The organism is Flagellimonas taeanensis, assembly GCF_003584105.1.
Classification (GTDB): domain Bacteria; phylum Bacteroidota; class Bacteroidia; order Flavobacteriales; family Flavobacteriaceae; genus Flagellimonas; species Flagellimonas taeanensis.
Map to the genome: position 1 here is coordinate 96,073 of NZ_QXFO01000025.1, position 20,826 is coordinate 116,898.

Here is a 20,826-nt window from a genome sequence, read left to right on the forward strand (position 1 = left end):
GCAGGAGCTATTCGACCTTGAACTTGATATTTGAACTTGGGCTTGAAACTTGAAATCAAATAATCGTGGACTTGCCCAAATCGATGTTTTCATCGTTCACACTGAAATTGTCCTCGATATCCACAATGCTATGGGCGATATAATCACCGACCTGTTGGGTGCCGAATTGGCTCTTGGATTTAATGTCAGGGGTCACGATGCCTTTTCGCAAGGACTTGTCCACAGCCAGTTTGATGGCCATGGCCTCTTCCATGAGCCCAAAATGTTCCAATAGCATTGCTGCGGAAAGAATGGAAGCGATAGGGTTGGCCACATTTTTCCCTTTAGCTTGCGGGTAAGAGCCGTGGATGGGTTCAAAAAGGGCGTTTTCATCCCCAATGGAAGCGGATGCCAACAACCCGATGGAACCTCCAATGACACTCCCCTCATCGGAAAGGATGTCCCCGAACATGTTCTCGGTTAGGATGACATCGAACTGGGTAGGGTTTAGGACCAACTGCATGGCAGCATTGTCCACAAACAAGAAATCGAGGGCGACCTCGGGGTAACTTTCTCCGATACGGGTCACGACCTTACGCCAAAGTCTGGACGATTCCAGAACGTTGGCCTTGTCTACTAGGGTCACCTTCTTTTTTCTGCTCTTCGCTGCCTTGAAGGCCAAGTGAGCGATACGGCTGATTTCTGTTTCGGAATATTCACAAAGGTCGGAGGCAACGGTACCTTCCTCGTTTAATTTTTTCTCACCAAAATAGATTCCCCCGGTCAGTTCACGGAAAATCACAAAATCGGTCCCGGAAACAATCTCCTTTTTCAATGGGGATTTGCCCAAAAGGCTGGGGTGGGACAGCACGGGCCTGATATTGGCGAACAGGCCAAGACTTTTGCGCAGTTCCAATAAACCTTGCTCTGGTCTTACTTTAGCTTCGGGATCATTGTCATATTTGGGGTCGCCTATGGCACCGAAAAGTACGGCATCGGCCTCTTGGCACAATTTCAAGGTGCTCTGGGGCAGCGGCCTGCCTTTTTTGTCGATGGCGGCTGCACCGACTAGGGCCTCCCTGAAAATGAACTGGTGGTTGAAGGTTTCTTCAACGGCCTGTAAACATTTCACCGCCTGGGCCAACACTTCGGGTCCAACACCATCACCAGGTAACAAAGCTATATTCAAATTCATATGGAAGCCTTAAACAAGTTGTATTTTGAAGAGGGCAGACTATTGAAAATTAAGCAATACTCTGTATGCGGATGTTACTGGTCTCAATGATTTGGTGGATGTCCTCGTCCAAGATTTCCTTTTTGCGGTCCGCAAACTTCAAGAAGTTTTCGTAAACAGAGTCCAGTTGAACTTTGGTGAGTTCATAGCCTACTTTTTTGGCGCGGTAGGCCAGTGCGGCACGTCCGCTCCTTGCGGTCAACACAATGGAAGATTCATTGACGCCCACATCTTTGGGGTCTATGATCTCATAGGTCTCACGTTGTTTGATCACCCCATCTTGGTGTATGCCGGAACTGTGGGCAAATGCATTGGCCCCAACAATGGCCTTATTGGGCTGCACGGGCATACCCATTTTCTGGGAAACCATTCGGCTGGTGTCCCACAACAGCTTACTGTTGATGTTGGTATCGAGGTTCAAATAAGGGTGTTGTCTCAAGATCATCACTACTTCTTCCAAAGAGGTGTTCCCCGCACGTTCCCCAATACCGTTGATGGTACACTCAATCTGCCTTGCTCCGTTGATTACGCCGGCAATGGAATTCGCGGTGGCAAGGCCAAGGTCGTTATGGCAGTGGCAAGAAAGAATGGCCCTGTCAATACCCTTTACATTTTCCTTCAAATACTTCATTTTGGCCCCATATTCTTCTGGCAAACAATACCCAGTGGTGTCAGGGATGTTGAGCACGGTGGCACCAGCCTTGATGACGGCCTCGCATACCCGGGCCAAAAATTCATTGTCCGTACGTCCAGCATCTTCCGCATAGAACTCCACGTCCTCCACAAAGGATTTTGCATAGGACACGGCTTCTACAGCACGCTCGATGATTTTGTCCTGGGTAGAGTTGAATTTGTACTTGATGTGCGAATCAGAGGTTCCGATTCCCGTATGTATTCTAGGTTTTTTTGCTATTTTGATGGCCTCGGCGGCCACTTCGATGTCTTTTTTGACGGCGCGGGTCAATCCACAGACCGTTGCATTTTGTACCAATTTTGCAATTTCGTGGACGGATTTGAAATCCCCGGGACTTGATATTGGGAAGCCAGCCTCGATCACATCCACTCCTAGTTCATCCAACCGTTTGGCAATGACCAATTTTTGCTCCGTGTCCAACTTACATCCTGGAACTTGTTCTCCATCCCTAAGTGTCGTATCAAAAATTTGTACCTTATCTTTACCCATTATTCCAATCTGTTTATACTGAGACATACGAAAATAGAGAAGAGAGGACGAAAAATAAAAGTAGGCCGGTGCCTGTTACAACGTTAAATAGCAGTAGGGATAACTTAAAAAACTGTAAAACAACACTTTAAATTATATTTTTTACGATGACAAATGCCCATAAGGATGCGTTGTTTGTGTTGATAAAATCGCTGTCCAAATCGGAAAAGCGTCAATTCAAACTCTATGTTGGCCGTTTGGGGGTCAACACGGATGCGAAGTTTTTGGCTCTTTTTAACCTGTTGGACAAAATGCGGAAGTATGATGAACACCAAATTTTGGATAGTGGTATTGTCACCAAGGCACAACTTTCCAACCTGAAGGCGCATTTGTACAAACAGATATTGGTAAGCCTTCGGTTGAATCCCGTAAACCAGAATGTACGCATTCAGATCAGGGAACAGTTGGACTTTGCCACCATACTCTATCAAAAAGGGCTTTACAAGCAAAGCTTGAAGATTTTGGACAAGGCGAAAAGTTTTGCCATCGAAAATGAAGAGAAAAATGTGGCCTACGAGATTGTAGAACTGGAAAAGGTCATTGAAACACAATACATTACGAGAAGTATCCCTGACAGGGCAGATGAGCTGGCCATTCAGGCCAAGGAACTTTCCGCCCATAATGTCATGACCAGCAAGCTGTCCAACTTGTCCCTTCAACTGTATGGTATGATGCTGAAAGTGGGCTATGTGCGTAGCGATGAGGATCTCAACACGGTTAAGACCTATTTTGAGACCCATTTGCCCGCCTATGACCTGGATAAACTCGGATTCCGGGAAAAATTATGGCTCTACAAAGCATATTTGTGGTACAGCTTGTTGACGCAGGACTTTTTGTCCGCCTATAGATATGCCAGCAAGTGGGTGGACCTTTTCTATGAGAACGAAACCATGATCCCTTTGAATCCCGTATTCTTCCTGAAGGGGAACCATTATCTTTTGGAATCCCTCTTTTTTGTAAAGTACGCCTCCCAATTCCGGGAAACCTTGGATAGGTTGGAACATCAAGTGGAAAGTCCGGAATTTCCCCAAAATGACAATATCGCTTCATTGGCCTTTTTGTACATCAACACGAACAAGCTGAACCTCCACTTTTTGGAAGGGACTTTTGATAAAGGGCTATATTTGGTGAACATCATTGAGTACGGTATCAAAAAGCATGGCGAGCGGATAGACGAGCACCACATTATGCTACTCTACTACAAAATCGCCTGTCTGTATTTTGGAAATGGGGACAATAAGAGCTGCATTGTTTACCTCAAAAAAATCATATCCAACAAGAACCTCAAAATGCGCGAAGACCTCATGTGTTTTGCCCGGGTATTGAGTTTGGTGGCCCACTATGAAGCGGGGATGGACTACCATTTGGAAGTTCAGTTAAAGAGTACCTACAAGTTCTTGTTGAAAATGAACGATTTGCATGCGGTTCAGAAAGAAATGATCAAATTCTTGAGGGGATTAGGGGAAATCTATCCGCACGAATTGCGGAACGAGTTCCAAAAACTCTACAACGAGTTGAAAAAATACGAGAACCACCCGTATGAGAAAAGGGCCTTCCTTTATTTGGATATCCTTTCTTGGCTCGAAAGCCATCTGGAGAACAAACCCGTAGGGCAGATCATCCGCGAAAAAGCACTGGCCATCACCCGTTAGTACAGGCATCCCAAACTGGGTCGGGGGGTAAAGGGGCCGTAAACTGCATCATTTCCTTTTTTACGGGGTGTTCCAATTCCAGATATCGGGCATGCAGGTGTATGCCCCCGTCTTTGTTGCTTCGATCTGCCCCGTACTTCAGATCTCCTTTGATGTGGCATCCCAGGGCAGCCAATTGTGCCCGTATTTGATGGTGTCTTCCCGTTTTTAAATCTATCTCCAGAAGAAAATATCGATTCAGTTTTTTTAGGAGTTTATATTCTAAAACGGCCTTTTTGCTGTCCGGGACCTCTTGCGCATGCGCATAGGATTTGTTCTGCTTGGGATTGCGGACCAGCCAATGGGTTAGGACCCCGCTTTCATCCGGTGGAGCATTGTCCACAACGGCCCAGTATATTTTTTTGGTCTTTCCTTCGGAAAACAGCTTGTTCAATCGGGGCAGAGCTTTGGAGGTCTTGGCAAATAGGACAATGCCCGATGTGGGTCGGTCCAGTCGGTGCACCACGCCCAGATACACATTGCCCGGTTTGTTGTATTTTTCCTTGAGGTATTCTTTTACGACATCGCTCAAGGGCGAATCTCCGGTCTTGTCGCCTTGGACAATATCGCCGACTCTTTTATTGATTACAATGAGATGGTTGTCCTCAAAGAGGACTTGTAGATTTGATGATGTGGAGTGCGGTATTTTTTCTGCCAATTGTTTTTTGTTAATTGAACATTGAATCAATACGATTCTTCATCGTTGGGAAAATCCTTACTTTTCACATCGGCCACATATTGGGATATGGCATTGCTCATCTCGTCATAAAGATTGAGATAGCGTCTCAGGAACCTCGGGTGGAATTCGTGGGTCATGCCCAGCATGTCGTGCACGACCAGGACCTGTCCGTCCACATGGCCTCCTGCACCAATGCCGATGATGGGGATGGATACACTTTCCGCGACCTCCTTGGCCAGTTTGGCGGGAATTTTTTCCAGAACAATGGCAAAACACCCCAGTTCTTCGAGCAGTTTGGCGTCATCTTTCAGTTTTTGGGCTTCTTCTTCCTCTTTGGCCCTGACGGTATAGGTCCCAAATTTATAGATGGATTGTGGGGTAAGACCCAAGTGTCCCATCACGGGTATGCCAGCTTGAAGAATACGGCCAACGGATTCCTTGATCTCACTGCCACCTTCCACCTTGATCGCATGGGCGCCACTTTCCTTCATGATTCGGATGGCCGAACGCAATGCTTCCTTGGAATCGCTTTGATAGCTGCCGAATGGAATGTCCACGACCACCAAAGCTCTTTTTGCGGCCCGGACCACGGAAGACGCATGGTAGATCATTTGGTCCAAGGTGATGGGGAGGGTTGTCTCATGGCCTGCCATGACATTGCTGGCGGAGTCGCCCACCAAAATGGCATCAATGTTGGCCGCATCCACGATTTTTGCCATGGAATAGTCATAAGCAGTGAGCATACTGATCTTCTCGCCGTTCTGTTTCATTTCCACCAAGGACTTCACCGTGATTCTTTTGTATTCTTTTTTTACAACAGACATTATGTTCTTCTTTAGCGGTTAAATGTAAGCAGATTTGTTTAATTTGGACTTCAATCAAAAAACTTAACGAATGGGAAAGTTGTTCTGTTTCATGACACTATTGATTTTGGGTGTTTCCGTACGGGCCCAAGTATCCGATGCCTCCGATGCAAGCTCGAAAGAAGAGGTGAAGAGAGTGATCGAGACCTTTTTTGAGGGCTTTCACAAACAAGATTCCACTATCATCAATTCTACTGTCGCCGATCAAGTGGTACTACAGACCACGGGAAGAAACCCTGCGGGAAAGACCATGTTTCGGACTGAGGAATTTTCAAAGTTCATCAATTCAATTGTCAGCATTCCCGATAGTATTCGGTTTGAAGAAAAGCTGACTTCATTTTCCATCCAAGTGGATCGCACCATGGCCAATGCATGGGTAGGGTATGAGTTTTGGCTCAATGGGAATTTCAGCCATTGCGGTATCAATTCGTTCCAACTTGTCAATTTTGATGGGGAATGGAAAATCATTTACCTTATCGATACCAGAGGTAAGGAAGGTTGTTTGGACTAACAATCACTCAAAAACACCCCTACGGCCAAACCTCCCTCGGAAGTTTCCTTGTATTTGGAGCTCATGTCCTTTGCGGTCTCCCACATGGTATTGACCACCTTATCCAGGGGCACTTTGGCCTCTTTGGGGTCACCGTCCAGCGCAAGTTCCGCCGCATTGATGGCCTTGATGGCCCCCATGGCGTTCCGTTCGATGCAGGGCACCTGCACCAATCCCCCAATGGGGTCACATGTAAGCCCCAAGTGGTGTTCCATGGCAATCTCGGCCGCCATAAGCACCTGTTCGGGGGTCCCGCCCATGAGTTCGGTCAACCCGGCAGCGGCCATGGCCGATGACACCCCAATCTCTGCCTGGCATCCTCCCATGGCAGCGGATATGGTGGCACCCTTCTTAAAAATACTGCCCACTTCACTGGCTACCAGAAGAAACTGTCGGACATCATCAAAGTTGGCGTCGTGGTTTTCAATGACCATATAGTACATCAACACGGCAGGTATTACACCGGCACTCCCGTTGGTGGGGGCGGTGACCACCCGGCCTAGGGAAGCATTCACTTCGTTGACACTCAAGGCAAAACAACTCACCCATTTGATGATCTGTCGGAACTTTACCTCTGTTTCCCGAATACTTTCCAGCCATTCCTGCGGATTGGAGTAGGGGATGTCCCCCTTGAGTTTTTGGTGCATTTCAAAGGCCCTTCTCTTCACGTTCAGGCCTCCGGGCAATTTCCCTTCGGTATGGCAGCCCACAAACATGCTTTCCAGCATGGTGTCCCAGATGCGTTGGAGGCCTTCATCTATTTCAGCATCTGTTCGTAGTGAGCGTTCGTTCATCAGCACAATCTCTGAAATGGATTTATTTTCCGATTCGCAGAAGTGGAGCAATTCACTGCCCGTCGTTACTGGGTAGGGGAAGGTCTGGAACGTTTCTTTGTTCTCCTTGGAATGGATGAGTTCTTCCTTCACCACAAAACCACCACCTATGGAATAATAGGTTTCCGAAACCGATGTGCCATCTGTTAATTGTGCCCGGAACTGGATGCCGTTGGCGTGGAAGGGCAGAAACTCCTTTTTGAAAACGATATCCTTTCCAAAATCGAAAGGAATGTTCCGTTCACCGGAAAGATTCAGAAGGTTTTCCGCCTTTACCCTGTCAATACTTCCTGAAATACTGTCAATTGGAACGATCTGTGGGTCGGTGCCCAACAGTCCCATGACTACGGCGATGTCGGTGGCATGCCCTTTTCCGGTCAGGGAGAGGGAGCCATAAAGGGAAACGGAAACGGTCTGTACGTTATCAAAAAGCTGTTGCTCCTTGAGTTCACCGATCCAACGTTCCGCTGCACGCCAAGGGCCAAGGGTATGCGAACTCGAAGGTCCCACCCCGATCTTGAGCATGTCAAACACACTGATACATTCCATAGGTAACGATTGCGGTTTCAAATATAGGAACCTAATGTGATATAATGGGAGAATATCCGACCAAGGGAACCCATATTTTAGGTAGAATGGTCTAGGTGTTTTTAATCGTGAAAGTTCAATTAGCTGACACCTTGTCATATTCTTGCCCATGGCATAATCATTGACATTTCATGACCAAGGACAAAAAAACATTTTTAAACAGATATAACTTTTAGATACGATGAGCAAAATTATAGGTATAGACTTGGGTACGACCAACTCCTGTGTCTCTGTAATGGAAGGAAACGAACCTGTGGTGATTCCAAATGCCGAAGGTAAGCGCACGACCCCATCCATGATCGCCTTTGTGGAAGGCGGAGAGATCAAGGTAGGTGACCCAGCTAAAAGACAAGCGGTGACCAATCCTCACAAAACAATTTATTCCATTAAGCGATTCATGGGAAACAAGTACTCAGAATCGCAAAAGGAAGCGGATAGAGTCCCTTACAAAGTGGTAAAAGGCGACAACGACACCCCTAGGGTGGATATCGACGGTCGTTTGTACACACCACAAGAGCTTTCGGCCATGATTCTTCAGAAAATGAAGAAAACCGCCGAGGATTACTTGGGGCAAGATGTGACCAGAGCGGTCATCACCGTTCCAGCATATTTTAACGATTCGCAACGTCAAGCCACCAAGGAAGCCGGAGAGATTGCCGGACTGACTGTGGAGCGAATCATCAATGAGCCGACCGCCGCCTCTTTGGCCTACGGTCTGGACAAAAAGGACAAGGACCAAAAAATTGTGGTATTCGACTTTGGTGGAGGTACGCACGACGTTTCCATTCTTGAATTGGGGGATGGTGTGTTCGAGGTACTGGCCACAGATGGGGATACCCACTTGGGTGGTGACGATGTGGACCAAAAGATCATCGATTGGTTGGCAGAGGAGTTCAAGAAAGATGAGGATATGGACCTTCGAAAAGACCCTATGGCCCTTCAGCGTTTGCGGGAAGCTGCCGAAAAGGCAAAAATCGAATTGTCATCTTCCGCACAAACAGAGATCAACTTGCCTTATGTGACGGCTACGGCTTCAGGACCCAAGCACTTGGTGAGAACCTTGTCAAGGGCCAAGTTTGAGCAATTGATCGAAGATTTGGTGAAAAGGACCATCGCTCCCTGTGAGACTGCATTGAAATCTGCAGGACTTTCCAAAAGCGATATCGATGAGATTATCTTGGTAGGAGGTTCCACCCGTATTCCTGCGGTACAGGAAGCGGTTGAGAAATTCTTCGGCAAAAAACCATCCAAAGGGGTGAACCCAGATGAGGTAGTGGCCGTAGGTGCCGCTATCCAAGGAGGTGTATTGACCGGGGATGTGAAGGATGTACTCTTGTTGGACGTTACCCCACTTTCTTTGGGTATCGAGACCATGGGCGGTGTAATGACCAAATTGATCGAGTCCAACACGACCATCCCGACCAAGAAGTCACAAGTATTCTCCACTGCGGCGGATAACCAGCCTTCGGTTGAGATCCATGTGTTGCAAGGGGAACGCCCTATGGCCGCTGACAATAAAACCATTGGTAGGTTCCACTTGGACGGTATTCCACCAGCACCAAGAGGTACCCCTCAGATCGAGGTGACCTTCGATATCGATGCCAATGGTATCATCAAGGTTTCTGCAACGGACAAAGCCACGAACAAGACCCAGGATATCCGTATCGAGGCGTCTTCCGGCTTGACCGAGGAAGAGATCAAAAAGATGAAGGCGGAAGCCGAGGCCAATGCCGAAGCGGACAAAAAAGCGAAGGAAACTGCCGATAAGTTGAACGAGGCCGATGGAATGATATTCCAGACCGAAAAGCAATTGAAAGAGTTTGGTGATAAATTGTCCGATGACAAGAAAAAGCCAATCGAGGATGCATTGGAAGAATTGAAAAAGGCTTATGAGAGCAAGGATTTGGCGGTCATTGAACCTGCGTTGAACAAGATCAATGAAGCCTGGAAAGTCGCTTCCGAGGAAATGTACAAGGCCCAAGCTGATGCGGCACAGGCAAACGGTGCAGCAGGAGCTTCTGCGGGCACGGAGAGCGGAGCAACAGGAGCCAAAGAAGGCGATAATGTGGAAGATGTTGACTTCGAGGAAGTGAAGTGATCATCCCCACATCTTAATAACAAAAAGGCCCCGACATTTATGTCGGGGCCTTTTTGTTTTAGCTAAAAAACAGAGTTAAGCCGCATTGAGCTGTCGTATCTCTATTTCCTTTAGCTTTTGCAATGCCTCTGATTTGGAGTTCACATTCAGTTTGACGTAAATGTTCTGGATGTGGAAATTTACGGCACTGGGTGTAACACAAAGTCTATCGGCGATCATCTTGTAGGTAAAACCTTGGGTGAGCAGTTCTATGATCTGGTTTTCCTTTCGGGAAAACGAGTCAAAACTCTTGGTCTGGAACGAGTTGATGATTTTTTTGGCCACATCGTGCTCCAGGGCCACACCATGCAGGTGCAGGGCCTCCAAGGCATTGAAGAGCCTTTCCTTGGTCAATGGTTTGATGAGATAACCCGAAGCCCCTTTTTTAAAGGCTTCCTTGATGAGTTTGAAATCATTTTTTTTACTCATCATCAGTACTTTTAGGTCTTCATTTTTTCGTAGAAAGTAATCTAGGCCGTCTATTCCGGAGATACCGTTGAGCTGTGCCTCACAAATGATGATATCGGGATACGAACGGCCAAAACTGGACAGTAGCCCCTGCACCGATTTGTAGACTCCATGGAGTTCATACTCAACATTTTCACTGAAATAAAGCCGATAAATAGGGTCGAGTGCCTCATCGTTGTCGATGATGGCAATTTTTAAGATGTTAGTTTTCATGATAAGAAAGATTTGGGGGGGATTGATAACTATTACATTTTCTTTGAATTTAAAAGGTTTGCGATAGGGCAAAAAAAGCCCGTTCCACAGTCTGAAAGGGTTGGAAAGGGGTACAATATGCAGGTTCAAGCTCTTGGACGACCAAGAACATGTGCAATACAGACCTATTCCTGGACTTTCAATCCGGGTGCGATCCAAGGGATCAGGTCAAAAAATAAAGTTTAGAAGAGGTAGGTTATCTTCTTAAAAAAGAGGATCCAAATGAGGTTTGGGGATGCCTTTTTTCCGAGAGTTGTAGTTTTTTTTCATGACTAATAGATTTGGGATTGTATTATTTCAAGAGTTAAAGTAAAATTTTTTTGTATCGGATAGAATTTTTTGTAGTGTTTTTCGTTCAAATGCACTTATTGCCACTTCCCGTAGTCACCCAGAAGCAGGTTGATTTGTATGCTTTTTAAAAATCAATTAACTGTATATCAGAAGTATATACAAAAAAAATAGGATGCTTTTGAGAGCATCCTATTCTTGGTGAAAAAATCGGTCAGATTGAAATAATACAACCCGCTTTCTATGATAGACTGTCAGTTCCCCCTGTCTTTCTTATCATGGTCATGAGTGTTTCGAAATCTCGGCTATGAAACGCATCATATGACACTTTACCAGGTAGTTGACCGATTTTTAGTTATTATATTTTCATATTATTTGTCCTCGAAGGAGGTATCGGTGTATTTGTATTCGGACCCTACGTTCATTGCCGTTTGCAGATCAATGTCCCTTTGGGCAATGTCCTTGTAGTCATCTTGTTTTTCAGTGCGCCCGTAGGCCACTGTATATTGTGAGACGGTATTGTTATAGCCCCTGTTGGACACCACTAGTCCCAATTTCTTTTCTGGGCTCAGTTGGATGGCATAGTCATCACTGTCGCTGTTGATGTGGTTCCCTAGATTGACGGAGGGAGTGAGGGTGTTCTGTACCACTTGGGTGGCATACAGGTCCAATCCGCCATAACCGTCACGTCCTTCGGAAGCGAAGAATAGCAAGGTGCCGTTGTAGATGCTAGGGTAGAGTTCGTCCTCTTTGGTGTTCACTTTTGGCCCCAGGTTCTTGGAGACCCCAAGATTGCCATCTTTGTTGATGTCGGCCACATAAATGTCATATTTTCCATAACTGCCTTTCATGTTCGATGCAAAGAACAGTCGTTTTCCATCATCGGATACGGTAGGGTGCTTGGCGGAGTAGTGCTGCGGGCATACTTCCATTTTGGTGATATTGGTCCATTTACCGTTGATATATTCCGTGCGGTAGATTTCGTGTACCAATTCTTTTTTGGAGAACACACCATATAGTGGTTTCTGATAGGTGGCCTTGCTGAAGTAGGCTGTTTTTCCATCCTTGGTGACGGACATGGATGGCACATAACCATCTACGGTGGAAACACCTCCGTTTATGTTCTCATCTATCATTTCTTTTGCCATTTGTCCAAAAGAGCTTTGGGTGGCAAGAATCATTCCTGAAACAAGTAGGCTGTAAATTGTAGATTGTGTCATGATGTATAGATTTGGGGGTTAATACATGACAAAGATCAAAAAGAAACCAAGGAAATACTTATCAATTTTTCATAGGTTTTCACTTTTAACGACTAAAAAGTGTATTTCATCGAATAAATTTTAACCATTTAACAATAAAATCAGCTCTATGATACTGATTAACGAACTTTTTGTACCGATGAGCGACGGAAAACAAGACTTGAAAGAAATGGATTTTAAGCCATAAGCGAAAGGTGTTCTGTCCATAGATTGGGCAAATTCGGTTAACTTCGCATCTCAATAAACGCCAAAAAAGAATAGCTTGGTACATTTTTCAACCACTGTCCTGAGATTATGAACGAAACCATTCTGAACGTATGAGCATTACCATAGAGAACATTATCCTTATTGGCTCTGTACTGCTCTTGATCAGTATCATTGCCGGTAAGACCAGTTATCGTTTTGGGGTTCCCACCCTCTTGCTGTTCTTGACGATAGGGATGTTGGCAGGATCGGACGGTATAGGCGGCATTTATTTTGACAATCCCAAGATTGCACAGTTTGTGGGCGTGGTCTCCTTGAACTTCATCCTGTTTTCGGGAGGACTGGACACCAACTGGCAATCGGTGAAGCCCGTACTCAAGGAAGGGATTGCCCTATCCACTTTGGGAGTTTTGCTCACGGCCGTGGGGCTGGGCTATTTTGTGTATGTGATAACCGATTTTGGACTATATGAAAGTTTATTATTGGGCGCCATTGTTTCCTCCACGGATGCTGCAGCGGTGTTTTCCATACTGCGGGGAAAGAACCTGGCCCTTAAAAAGAACCTGAGACCGACATTGGAGCTGGAGAGCGGGAGTAACGACCCCATGGCCTATGTACTGACCATTGCTTTCCTGTCATTGGTGCAAGAGCCGGAGAAAAGTATCCTTTCCATTTTACCCCTGTTTTTTATGCAAATGGTGATCGGTGGAGTTGCAGGGTTTCTCTTCGGCAAGTTCAGTAAGATCATCATCAACCGTATCCAGTTGGATTTTGAGGGACTTTATCCCGTACTGACCATTGCCCTGATGTTCATAACGTTTTCGGCGACCGACTTTGTGGGAGGCAACGGATTTTTGGCCATATACATCTGTTCGGTATATCTGGGGAACCAGAACCTCATACACAAAAAAACCATCATGCGGATGTTCGATGGTCTGGCCTGGCTGATGCAGATAGCCCTCTTCTTGACATTGGGCCTATTGGTCTTTCCTTCCCAGATTGTGCCTTTTATAGGAATAGGGCTGTTGATCTCCCTCTTTTTGATTTTTGTGGCCCGTCCAGTGGCAGTGCTCATTTCTTTGTTGCCCTTCCGCATGAAGTTAAGGCGCAGGTTCTATATTTCCTGGGTAGGGTTGAGGGGTGCCGTGCCCATCGTTTTTGCCACCTATCCGCTCTTGGCAGGCATAGAAAAGGCCAACATGATGTTCAACATTGTGTTCTTTGTGTCGCTGACCTCTGTGCTCATACAGGGCAGTACATTGTCCCTAGTGGCCAAATGGCTCCATGTGGGCCTGCCGGAAAATGTAAAACCGTTATCTCCCACGGATGAGCTTCTCACGGAACATCCCAAGGCCATTATGAAGGAAATTACTATAAGAGAGGGTTGTCCCACTGTCGGGTTGAAAATCGTTAACCTAAACTTTCCTAAGAAGGCCATTATCGCCATGATAGAACGCGATGGAAATTACCTGACCCCGAATGGTTCCACAGTGTTGGAAGCCAATGACAGGTTGGTGGTACTCACGGACAAGCCCGAGATCTTGGAGAAGGTCTATGAATCCTTATCCTTGTCGGGAGCCAATGTGACCGAAGGATAAGGTTGTCCATTAACCGATCCGAGTACCGTTTTCCACTCGTCTTTCGGGTTGAATCAGGGTCACTTCTCCTTGATTGCCCACACCGCCCAACACTAGACATTCGCTCATCATGTTGGCAATCTGTTTCGGGGGAAAGTTGACCACGGCCACTACTTGTTTCCCAATCAGTTCTTCGGGTTTGTAAAGTTTGGTGATCTGTGCAGAGGTCTTTTTCTGGCCCAAAGGGCCAAAGTCAATGAGCATTTTGTAGGCAGGGTTCCGTACTTCTTCAAACGTTTCGGCCGATAGGATGGTACCCACCACCATTTCTACTTTCATAAAATCGCCCCAGGTCAAATTTTCAGCCATTGTATTTTTTTTTTGAGGGATTAAAAATAACCTCAATTTGACAAAGCCCCTATGATTTGTGCAGATTATCTTTGAACAGGGGAATCTGGTCACGCTGTGTCCAGGCCAGAGCCAAGCAACACAAAAAAGTGATGAGGGCCATGATGAACAAGGTCCCACCATCATCCTGAACGACCACCCCAAGCGTGGTGATATGGGAGAAAAGGGCACCTGCCATGATTCCTATTCCCAAAAGCGCGCCTATCCAAGTGGTCCGGGGAACAAGGAGGAGCACGGCAGTAATAAGCTCCACAATCCCCAGCCCGATACGTCCATAAGGTTCCAGTCCCAATGTTTCAAAAATGAACACTGATTCAGGGGCTGCCGAAAACTTAAAATAAAGAGTCTGTAATAGAATGATTGCCGGAACGATCCGGAGCAGGACAAAGACAATTTGTTTGGTTTTCATGATGAAGTTGTGTTTGACTACCCCGATTGGTCGTCAAACAAGCCCTCAAATAACTTTATTGTAATTTAAATGGACGATTTGTCGGTTTTTCTAAAAAATGAGCTTGGTTAAAACAACCCGTAATTCATTAATTTTACAGAATGAGAGGCGTATTTTTTCTATTACTTCCCATAGTCGCTCTGATGGTCGGCTGCTCTAAACCCCACGTGATTTCGGGTACGTTGGACCTTTCGGACGGGAGTGAATGGCAACCCAAGGTTTATCTTATCCAACCTGGGAAGTGGAGCGAGGTGGGACAAAGTTTTGTAGGCCGTGTTTTGGATTCGGCCGAGGTGGGCAAGGATGGCTATTTTGGTTTCCAAGGGTTACCTGATATAGAAAACCCGTCTTTATTGGAATTGGCAGTCCAAAAAAAAGGAGAGGGTTACGCCAATCTGCTGCAGAACGAAGATCCCCGTACCGACAATTATTTCCCTTTGGTGTGGGAGTCCGGGGATCAAATAAAAATAAAGGCTGGTATCGATAGGTTTCAAGCCAGTTTGTCCATGGAATCCCCATCAAACGCAAATGAGGAGATTTTACGGCTTCGGGATTTGAGAATACGGGCTTTTGAGCGCTATATGGAAAATTCTTCAAGGGTCAGTGACTCGGATGAGGCTTTGTTGGACCGAGAAAAAATGCTGTTCAATTACCAGGCAGAGCTGATGGAGTTTGCAAATGGTACCGAAGAGATGCTGCCCGCATTGTTGGCCATCAGATGGGTGAGTCCCGAAGGGGATTATGAGCGGGTTGCCGAATTCTTCTATGGACAGGCCCAAGAATGGGGCACATTATACCCAGAACATTCCTGGGTGCGGGAAATAGGCCTTAAAGCGGAGAAGGACAAATTGCCCATATTGCAAGGAGATATGATGCCACAATTGGAATTTCCCATGAAAAATGGGGAAACCTTGCTTTTGGATGAAGTGTTGAAAGGAAAGAAACTACTTCTTCTAGATGTTTGGGCCTCTTGGTGTGCCCCCTGCCGAATTGAGAACAGAAGTGTGCTACTGCCACTTTGGGAAAAGTACCAATCCAATCATTTTCAAATTCTGGCGTATGGACTGGAGAGCAGTGAAAAGGCATGGGTAAATGCCATGGAACGTGACGGGGCAGACAGATGGCTGCACGCCTCCCATTTGTTGGGTGACCAAAATCCGTTGATGGATGCCCTGCGTTTGAAAACCATTCCGGCCAACTTTCTACTGGACGGGGAGGGGAGGGTGCTGGCCAAAAATTTACATGGAGAAGAACTCATCCAATTTGTGGAGAGCTATATGGTCGGACTTGTAAAGGAATGAACGGGCTGCCACCTAAAAAACAAAAGCCCCAAAAAAAGGGGCTTTTCACATTATTAAGCGGAGGAAGAGGGATTCGAACCCCCGGAGGTGTGACCCTCAACAGTTTTCAAGACTGCCGCATTCGACCACTCTGCCATTCCTCCTAAGCGGGTGCAAATATATAAAGCTTTTTCCTTCTGTGAAAAACCAAAGCATTTTATTTTTTAATCGCGCAAGAATTCAACTATTGCCTGTACTTTTGCCCCATGTTGGAATGGTATCATTATTTGCTTCTTGTTGCCGTTGGATTTGCTGTTGGTTTTATCAATACTATAGCGGGTGGGGGTTCCCTACTTTCGTTGCCGACACTCATCTTTTTGGGACTTCCCGCCGCGGTGGCCAATGGTACCAATCGGGTGGCCATCGTCATCCAAACGGCCATGGCCACGGCTGGATTTAAGAGCAAGGGCATTTCCACATTTCCTTTTAATGTGTATTTGGGTATTTCCGCTTTCTTAGGCTCCATATTAGGAGCTTGGATAGCGGTGGACATCAATGGGGAGACCTTTAATAGGATATTGGCGATGGTGATGCTGGCCGTGGTGCTAATCATTATTTTTAAGCCCAAAATGAGGTTGGAGGATATGCAGGAACGCCTTACGGGGAAATATCTTTGGATCAGTCTGATCGTTTTTTTTGGTTTTGGGATATATGGGGGATTCATCAACGCTGGACTTGGCTTTCTGATGATGCTGTTCACGCACTACGTTAACCGAATGAACCTTGTACGGTCCAATGCCACCAAAGTAACGGTCGTATTTATCTATATGTTGGCGGCATTGGCCGTATTTGTATTTCACGATAAGGTCAATTGGAAAATCGGGTTAATTTTGGCCATTGGCAACGGATCGGGAGCCTGGGTGGCAAGTCGTTTTTCGGTAAAACGGGGAGATGGCTTCATCAAGACCTTTTTGGTGGTTGCCGTAGTGATCATGGCCATAAAGCTGTGGTTTTTTTAAGTCAAATTAAAATTGAATAGAAGGAATGCCGGGATTTGAACTTTTTGGGGACAAGGAAAGAAAAGAAGTGCAGGATGTATTGGATTCGGGAGTGCTGATGCGCTACGGATTTGATGGTATGCGCAACGGACATTGGAAGGCCAAGGAGTTGGAGGCCGCCCTCGCCAAGCGTATGCAGGCCCAACATGTGCATTTGGTGAGCAGTGGAACTGCGGCCTTGACAGTGGCCCTGGCCAGTGCCGGAGTGGGGGCAGGGGACGAGGTGATCATGCCCACATTCACCTTTGTGGCCAGTTTCGAGTCCATTTTGGCATTGGGGGCCGTGCCTATCCTTGTGGACATTGATGATACACTTACCTTAGACCCCACTGCGGTGGAAAAGGCCATCGGACCACACACCAAAGTAGTGATGCCCGTGCACATGTGCGGTTCTATGGCCAATTTGAAAGCATTGAAGGAGATTTGTGATAGATACGGCCTGCTGCTTTTGGAAGACGCTTGTCAGGCCATCGGGGGAAGCTATCAAGGAAAACCCTTGGGAAGCTATGGCGACCTCGGCTGTTTTTCCTTTGATTATGTAAAAACCATTACCTGTGGGGAAGGTGGGGCGATCATTACCAACCATGAGGCCTATTATGAAAATGCCCACAAATACTCCGATCACGGCCACGATCATATCGGAAACGATAGGGGAGCGGAGCAACATCCTTTTTTGGGATACAATTTTAGGATTTCGGAGATGAACGCTGCAGTAGGTTTGGCGCAACTTTCCCGATTGGACGAATTTCTTTCCATTCAAAAAAGAAACTATTCCATTTTGAGGGAGGCCCTGTCACAAATTCCCGAAATTATGTTTCGAAGTGTGCCCAAAGGAGGGGAGGAAAACTATTCCTTCCTCAGTTTCTTTCTTCCAACGGAGGAATTGGCGCGGAAGGCACACAAAGCCCTTGGGGAGAATGGGGTCGACGGTTGCTTCTATTGGTACAGCAACAATTGGCACTATTATAAAAAATGGGAGCATCTCACCCAACTGAAATCGTTGGGCCAATTGCCGAAAGAGGTGAGGGAAAGCCTTCCTGACTATTCCAAAGCCGACTTTTCGGAATCGGACCATTGGATGGGCAGGACCATTTCCTGTTTGATCAAACTGGGATGGACCGAAGCAGAAGTAGGGGAAAGGGCCAAAAGAATGGTGGAGGCCATTAAAAAGGTTCTCTAGTTGGGTAAAAAAGTACAAGTCTCAAGTACCAAATTTCAAATTTGAAATTCCAAATTCCATTGAACCAGTAAGTTGTATGTAGGTTAACCATCACCAACTGTCCCCTTGAGGGAACTTTAGGGGTGTTTCCTATGGAGTGGACACAAATGTGACGAATCATTCAAACCAAGCCCAAACTTCCGATGACCCAACATTCAATCGCCTTGGACAAAGAAGGGGTCCTCAATACTTTTTCCTTTGGAAAAAACTCGAACTGACATCTTAACGTAAATCCAACAATCCAATAATCCCGTTTTGGATTGGATTCTTCAAACGCTCCGTGTTTTCAAAATGACAAGTATGACGATCATCGAGTAATCGAATAACCAAATACCAAAGTCTATTTTCTAGGGTCCATACTCTTGTATCTAATTCGACACGAATTGCACGAATACTCACGAATCAATGTTCAGACCTCTGACGTCAGACAATCGAAGAATCCCTTTCTGGGTCAGATTCTTCAAACACTCCGTTTTTTTCAGAATGACAAGCATCTCGAATACCGGAAGAACCCAGTAAACCCAATAACGTAACCAGGAAATAAAAAAACCGGGAGGACCTTATGGTCCTCCCGGTCTTTGTCAAAATAAGATATTCTTTAGAAGCAAGAGCTACTTTCGTCATTGATGGTCCACCCTTTGTTCGCTCTAAGGTTGGTATAGGCATTCACGCCCCCCACATTGCCGCAAACAGTCAGGCCTGCCGCATCGAGCGTTAAATTGTCGGGCGTATTGGCATTGAACCACCAACCCGCCAAGGTGGCACTGTAGGTGCTGACCGTCATCCCCGAATTGTTCAGCATGCCGCTCATATTGGTCACATTGGTAAGGTCCCAATCGATAATGCCATTGAAGGCCGTTGCCCCGTTGAACACATTGCTCATATTGGTCACATTGGAGGTATCCCAACCAGTAATGCTGCCATTAAAGGAAGTGGCCCCTGCGAACATGTTTCTCATGTTTGTCACGCTGGAGGTGTCCCAAGTACCGATTTCCTGATTAAAGGAAGTAGCTTTTTCGAACATACTTTCCATTACTATAACACCGGATGTATCCCAATTTTCAATGTTTTGGTCAAAAGCATTGGCCGCGTAGAACATGGATGCCATATCGGTCACGCTGGAGGTATTCCAATTGCCAATGTCCTGATTAAAAGAAGTGGCCTCTGCGAACATATACCCCATATCGGTCACGCTGGAGGTGTTCCAACCACCTATATTCTGATTAAAAGAAGTGGCCCCTGCGAACATAAATCCCATATCGGTCACGCTGGAGGTATCCCAAGTACCAATGTCCACGTTAAAGGAAGTGGCATTGCTGAACATACTCCGCATGCTGGTAACACTACTGATGTCCCAACCACTGATGTCCCCGTTAAAGGAAGTGGCCGCTGCGAACATGCCTGCCATATTGCCCACATTGGAGGTGTCCCAATCGCCGATGTCCCCGTCAAAGGAGGTGGCAGCATTGAACATGTAGGCCATATCGGTCACTTGGGATAGGTCGGGCACGTCCGTGGCGTTATAGACCATGTTAGAAGCACTTGAAAAAGCTTCACTCATACTTTCCCATTCTATACTTCCCCACTGTTCTATGGACATCAGTTTACTTTGTGTGGTGGTGCCGTCAATGTAGTGCATTGTAGGGAACCTTCCCTTGATGGCAACCGTATAGGTACCCGCCACTGCATAGGTGTGGCCCTGTGGGTCGCCACTGGCGACCTGTTCCACAATACCGTCGCCCCAATCAATGGCATAGTCATAGATATAATTGGCATCTGTGCCAATAACGATCTCCTGGTTGGCAACAGTGGTCTTCCAGGTGGTGACAAAGGAAGCGGGGTCGTCTGCCAAACCAACTTCGCCATCCTCCACCACGTTGGTCACCTTGATGGTGATCTGTGCGGTGGCCGTCCTGTCGCCATCGCTCACGCGTACGGTGATGCTGTGCTGGGTCTTGGTCTCAAAGTCCAGTGCCTTGCCCGTGGCCAGGGTAAGCACACCCGTGCCACTGATCATAAAAAGGTCGGTGTCGTTGGTCACAATGTTAAAGCTCAGCGCATCGCCATCCACGTCGGTGGCCACCACGGTGCCTATGGTCGCAGTGTCGGTGATGTCCTCGGCCACGGTGAACTCCTGTGCATCGATCACCGGGGCGGTGTTGTTGGGGTCCGTACCCTCCTTGACCACCTTGATGGTGATGGTGGCCGATGCTGCGTCGGTCCCATCGCTCACCTCCACGGTGATGGTGTGCTGTGCCTTGGTGGCGAAGTCCAGTGCCTTGCCCGTGGCCAGGGACAGTTCCCCGCCAGCGGTGATCTCGAAGAGGGCATTGTCGTTGGTCTTGATGGTGAAGGTAAGGGCATCCTTGTCCGCATCGGTGGCGACCACCGTACCGAACACTTCGGTGTCGCTTATGCCCTCGAAGGCATTGAACTCCTGTGCCGCGATCACGGGCATTGCGTTCTTGGGCGGTGTCGGGCCGTCATCTTTTCCGCAGGACCATACCAGGGCCATGGCGAGGATGGCAACACCTAATTTTTTGATGTAGTTTTTCATGATCAAAATTTTGTTTTACGGTGAATATCAGG

17 protein-coding genes and 1 tRNA gene are annotated in these 20,826 nt (G+C 46.8%); 7 read left to right on the plus strand and 11 right to left on the minus strand.

Annotation, left to right across the window (positions count from 1 at the left end; genetic code table 11):
- Positions 1-55 precede the first annotated feature (55 nt).
- The gene (gene leuB, locus D2V93_RS13940; protein WP_072882681.1) at positions 56-1,174 is read right to left on the minus strand and encodes a 3-isopropylmalate dehydrogenase; all 1,119 of its coding nucleotides are present in this window, start codon (positions 1,172-1,174) and stop codon (positions 56-58) included.
- 49 nt (positions 1,175-1,223) lie between these two features.
- The gene (locus D2V93_RS13945) at positions 1,224-2,396 is read right to left on the minus strand and encodes a 2-isopropylmalate synthase (protein ID WP_072882683.1); all 1,173 of its coding nucleotides are present in this window, start codon (positions 2,394-2,396) and stop codon (positions 1,224-1,226) included.
- Positions 2,397-2,542: 146 nt separating this feature from the next.
- On the opposite strand from D2V93_RS13945, the gene D2V93_RS13950 reads away from it, so the two are divergent.
- Positions 2,543-4,087 carry a hypothetical protein gene (locus D2V93_RS13950; protein WP_072882685.1) on the plus strand — a complete coding sequence of 515 codons (1,545 nt, stop codon included), beginning with the start codon at positions 2,543-2,545 and terminating at the stop codon, positions 4,085-4,087.
- On the opposite strand, the gene D2V93_RS13955 is transcribed toward D2V93_RS13950, so the two are convergent.
- Positions 4,077-4,784: an RluA family pseudouridine synthase gene (locus D2V93_RS13955; RefSeq protein ID WP_119619835.1), complete on the minus strand. Its 708-nt coding sequence runs from the start codon at positions 4,782-4,784 to the stop codon at positions 4,077-4,079. The two genes, D2V93_RS13950 and D2V93_RS13955, sit on opposite strands and share 11 nt — an antisense overlap.
- A gap of 26 nt (positions 4,785-4,810) precedes the next feature.
- On the minus strand, positions 4,811-5,629 hold the full coding sequence (panB, locus tag D2V93_RS13960) for a 3-methyl-2-oxobutanoate hydroxymethyltransferase (protein ID WP_119619822.1): 819 nt from the start codon (positions 5,627-5,629) through the stop codon (positions 4,811-4,813).
- Positions 5,630-5,699: 70 nt separating this feature from the next.
- Between panB and D2V93_RS13965 the strand changes: the two genes are divergently transcribed.
- Positions 5,700-6,179 (plus strand): nuclear transport factor 2 family protein, encoded by a 480-nt coding sequence (locus D2V93_RS13965; RefSeq protein WP_245978244.1) that lies wholly within the window; start codon positions 5,700-5,702, stop codon positions 6,177-6,179.
- Here the strand turns inward: D2V93_RS13965 and D2V93_RS13970 are convergent.
- The gene (locus tag D2V93_RS13970) at positions 6,176-7,600 is read right to left on the minus strand and encodes an L-serine ammonia-lyase (protein ID WP_119619823.1); all 1,425 of its coding nucleotides are present in this window, start codon (positions 7,598-7,600) and stop codon (positions 6,176-6,178) included. The two genes, D2V93_RS13965 and D2V93_RS13970, sit on opposite strands and share 4 nt — an antisense overlap.
- Positions 7,601-7,820: 220 nt before the next feature.
- Between D2V93_RS13970 and dnaK the strand changes: the two genes are divergently transcribed.
- Positions 7,821-9,737, plus strand: a complete 1,917-nt coding sequence (gene dnaK, locus D2V93_RS13975) for a molecular chaperone DnaK (RefSeq protein WP_072882692.1) — start codon at positions 7,821-7,823, stop codon at positions 9,735-9,737.
- A gap of 75 nt (positions 9,738-9,812) precedes the next feature.
- On the opposite strand, the gene D2V93_RS13980 is transcribed toward dnaK, so the two are convergent.
- Together D2V93_RS13980 and D2V93_RS13985 are read right to left on the minus strand one after the other, a co-directional pair.
- Positions 9,813-10,457: a response regulator gene (locus D2V93_RS13980; protein ID WP_119619837.1), complete on the minus strand. Its 645-nt coding sequence runs from the start codon at positions 10,455-10,457 to the stop codon at positions 9,813-9,815.
- A gap of 698 nt (positions 10,458-11,155) precedes the next feature.
- On the minus strand, positions 11,156-12,004 hold the full coding sequence (locus D2V93_RS13985) for a TolB-like translocation protein (RefSeq protein ID WP_119619824.1): 849 nt from the start codon (positions 12,002-12,004) through the stop codon (positions 11,156-11,158).
- A gap of 356 nt (positions 12,005-12,360) precedes the next feature.
- Between D2V93_RS13985 and D2V93_RS13990 the strand changes: the two genes are divergently transcribed.
- The gene (locus D2V93_RS13990) at positions 12,361-13,845 is read left to right on the plus strand and encodes a potassium/proton antiporter (RefSeq protein WP_119619825.1); all 1,485 of its coding nucleotides are present in this window, start codon (positions 12,361-12,363) and stop codon (positions 13,843-13,845) included.
- Positions 13,846-13,854: 9 nt separating this feature from the next.
- On the opposite strand, the gene D2V93_RS13995 is transcribed toward D2V93_RS13990, so the two are convergent.
- Positions 13,855-14,193, minus strand: a complete 339-nt coding sequence (locus tag D2V93_RS13995) for a tRNA-binding protein (RefSeq protein WP_072882700.1) — start codon at positions 14,191-14,193, stop codon at positions 13,855-13,857.
- A gap of 49 nt (positions 14,194-14,242) precedes the next feature.
- A complete protein-coding gene (locus D2V93_RS14000; protein WP_119619826.1) occupies positions 14,243-14,641 on the minus strand; it encodes a DoxX family protein in 399 nt (132 codons plus the stop codon).
- A 140-nt stretch (positions 14,642-14,781) separates the two neighbouring features.
- Between D2V93_RS14000 and D2V93_RS14005 the strand changes: the two genes are divergently transcribed.
- Positions 14,782-15,981 (plus strand): TlpA family protein disulfide reductase, encoded by a 1,200-nt coding sequence (locus D2V93_RS14005; protein ID WP_119619827.1) that lies wholly within the window; start codon positions 14,782-14,784, stop codon positions 15,979-15,981.
- Between the two features lie 58 nt (positions 15,982-16,039).
- Here D2V93_RS14005 and D2V93_RS14010 read toward each other — a convergent pair.
- Positions 16,040-16,124, minus strand: a tRNA-Ser gene (locus D2V93_RS14010).
- A gap of 102 nt (positions 16,125-16,226) precedes the next feature.
- Between D2V93_RS14010 and D2V93_RS14015 the strand changes: the two genes are divergently transcribed.
- The gene (locus tag D2V93_RS14015) at positions 16,227-16,979 is read left to right on the plus strand and encodes a sulfite exporter TauE/SafE family protein (protein WP_119619828.1); all 753 of its coding nucleotides are present in this window, start codon (positions 16,227-16,229) and stop codon (positions 16,977-16,979) included.
- Positions 16,980-17,004: 25 nt separating this feature from the next.
- Positions 17,005-18,198 carry a DegT/DnrJ/EryC1/StrS family aminotransferase gene (locus tag D2V93_RS14020; protein WP_119619829.1) on the plus strand — a complete coding sequence of 398 codons (1,194 nt, stop codon included), beginning with the start codon at positions 17,005-17,007 and terminating at the stop codon, positions 18,196-18,198.
- 637 nt (positions 18,199-18,835) lie between these two features.
- Here the strand turns inward: D2V93_RS14020 and D2V93_RS14025 are convergent.
- Entirely contained in the window at positions 18,836-20,794 is a 1,959-nt protein-coding gene (locus tag D2V93_RS14025; protein WP_119619830.1) for a BspA family leucine-rich repeat surface protein, read from the minus strand.
- Positions 20,795-20,826 lie beyond the last annotated feature (32 nt).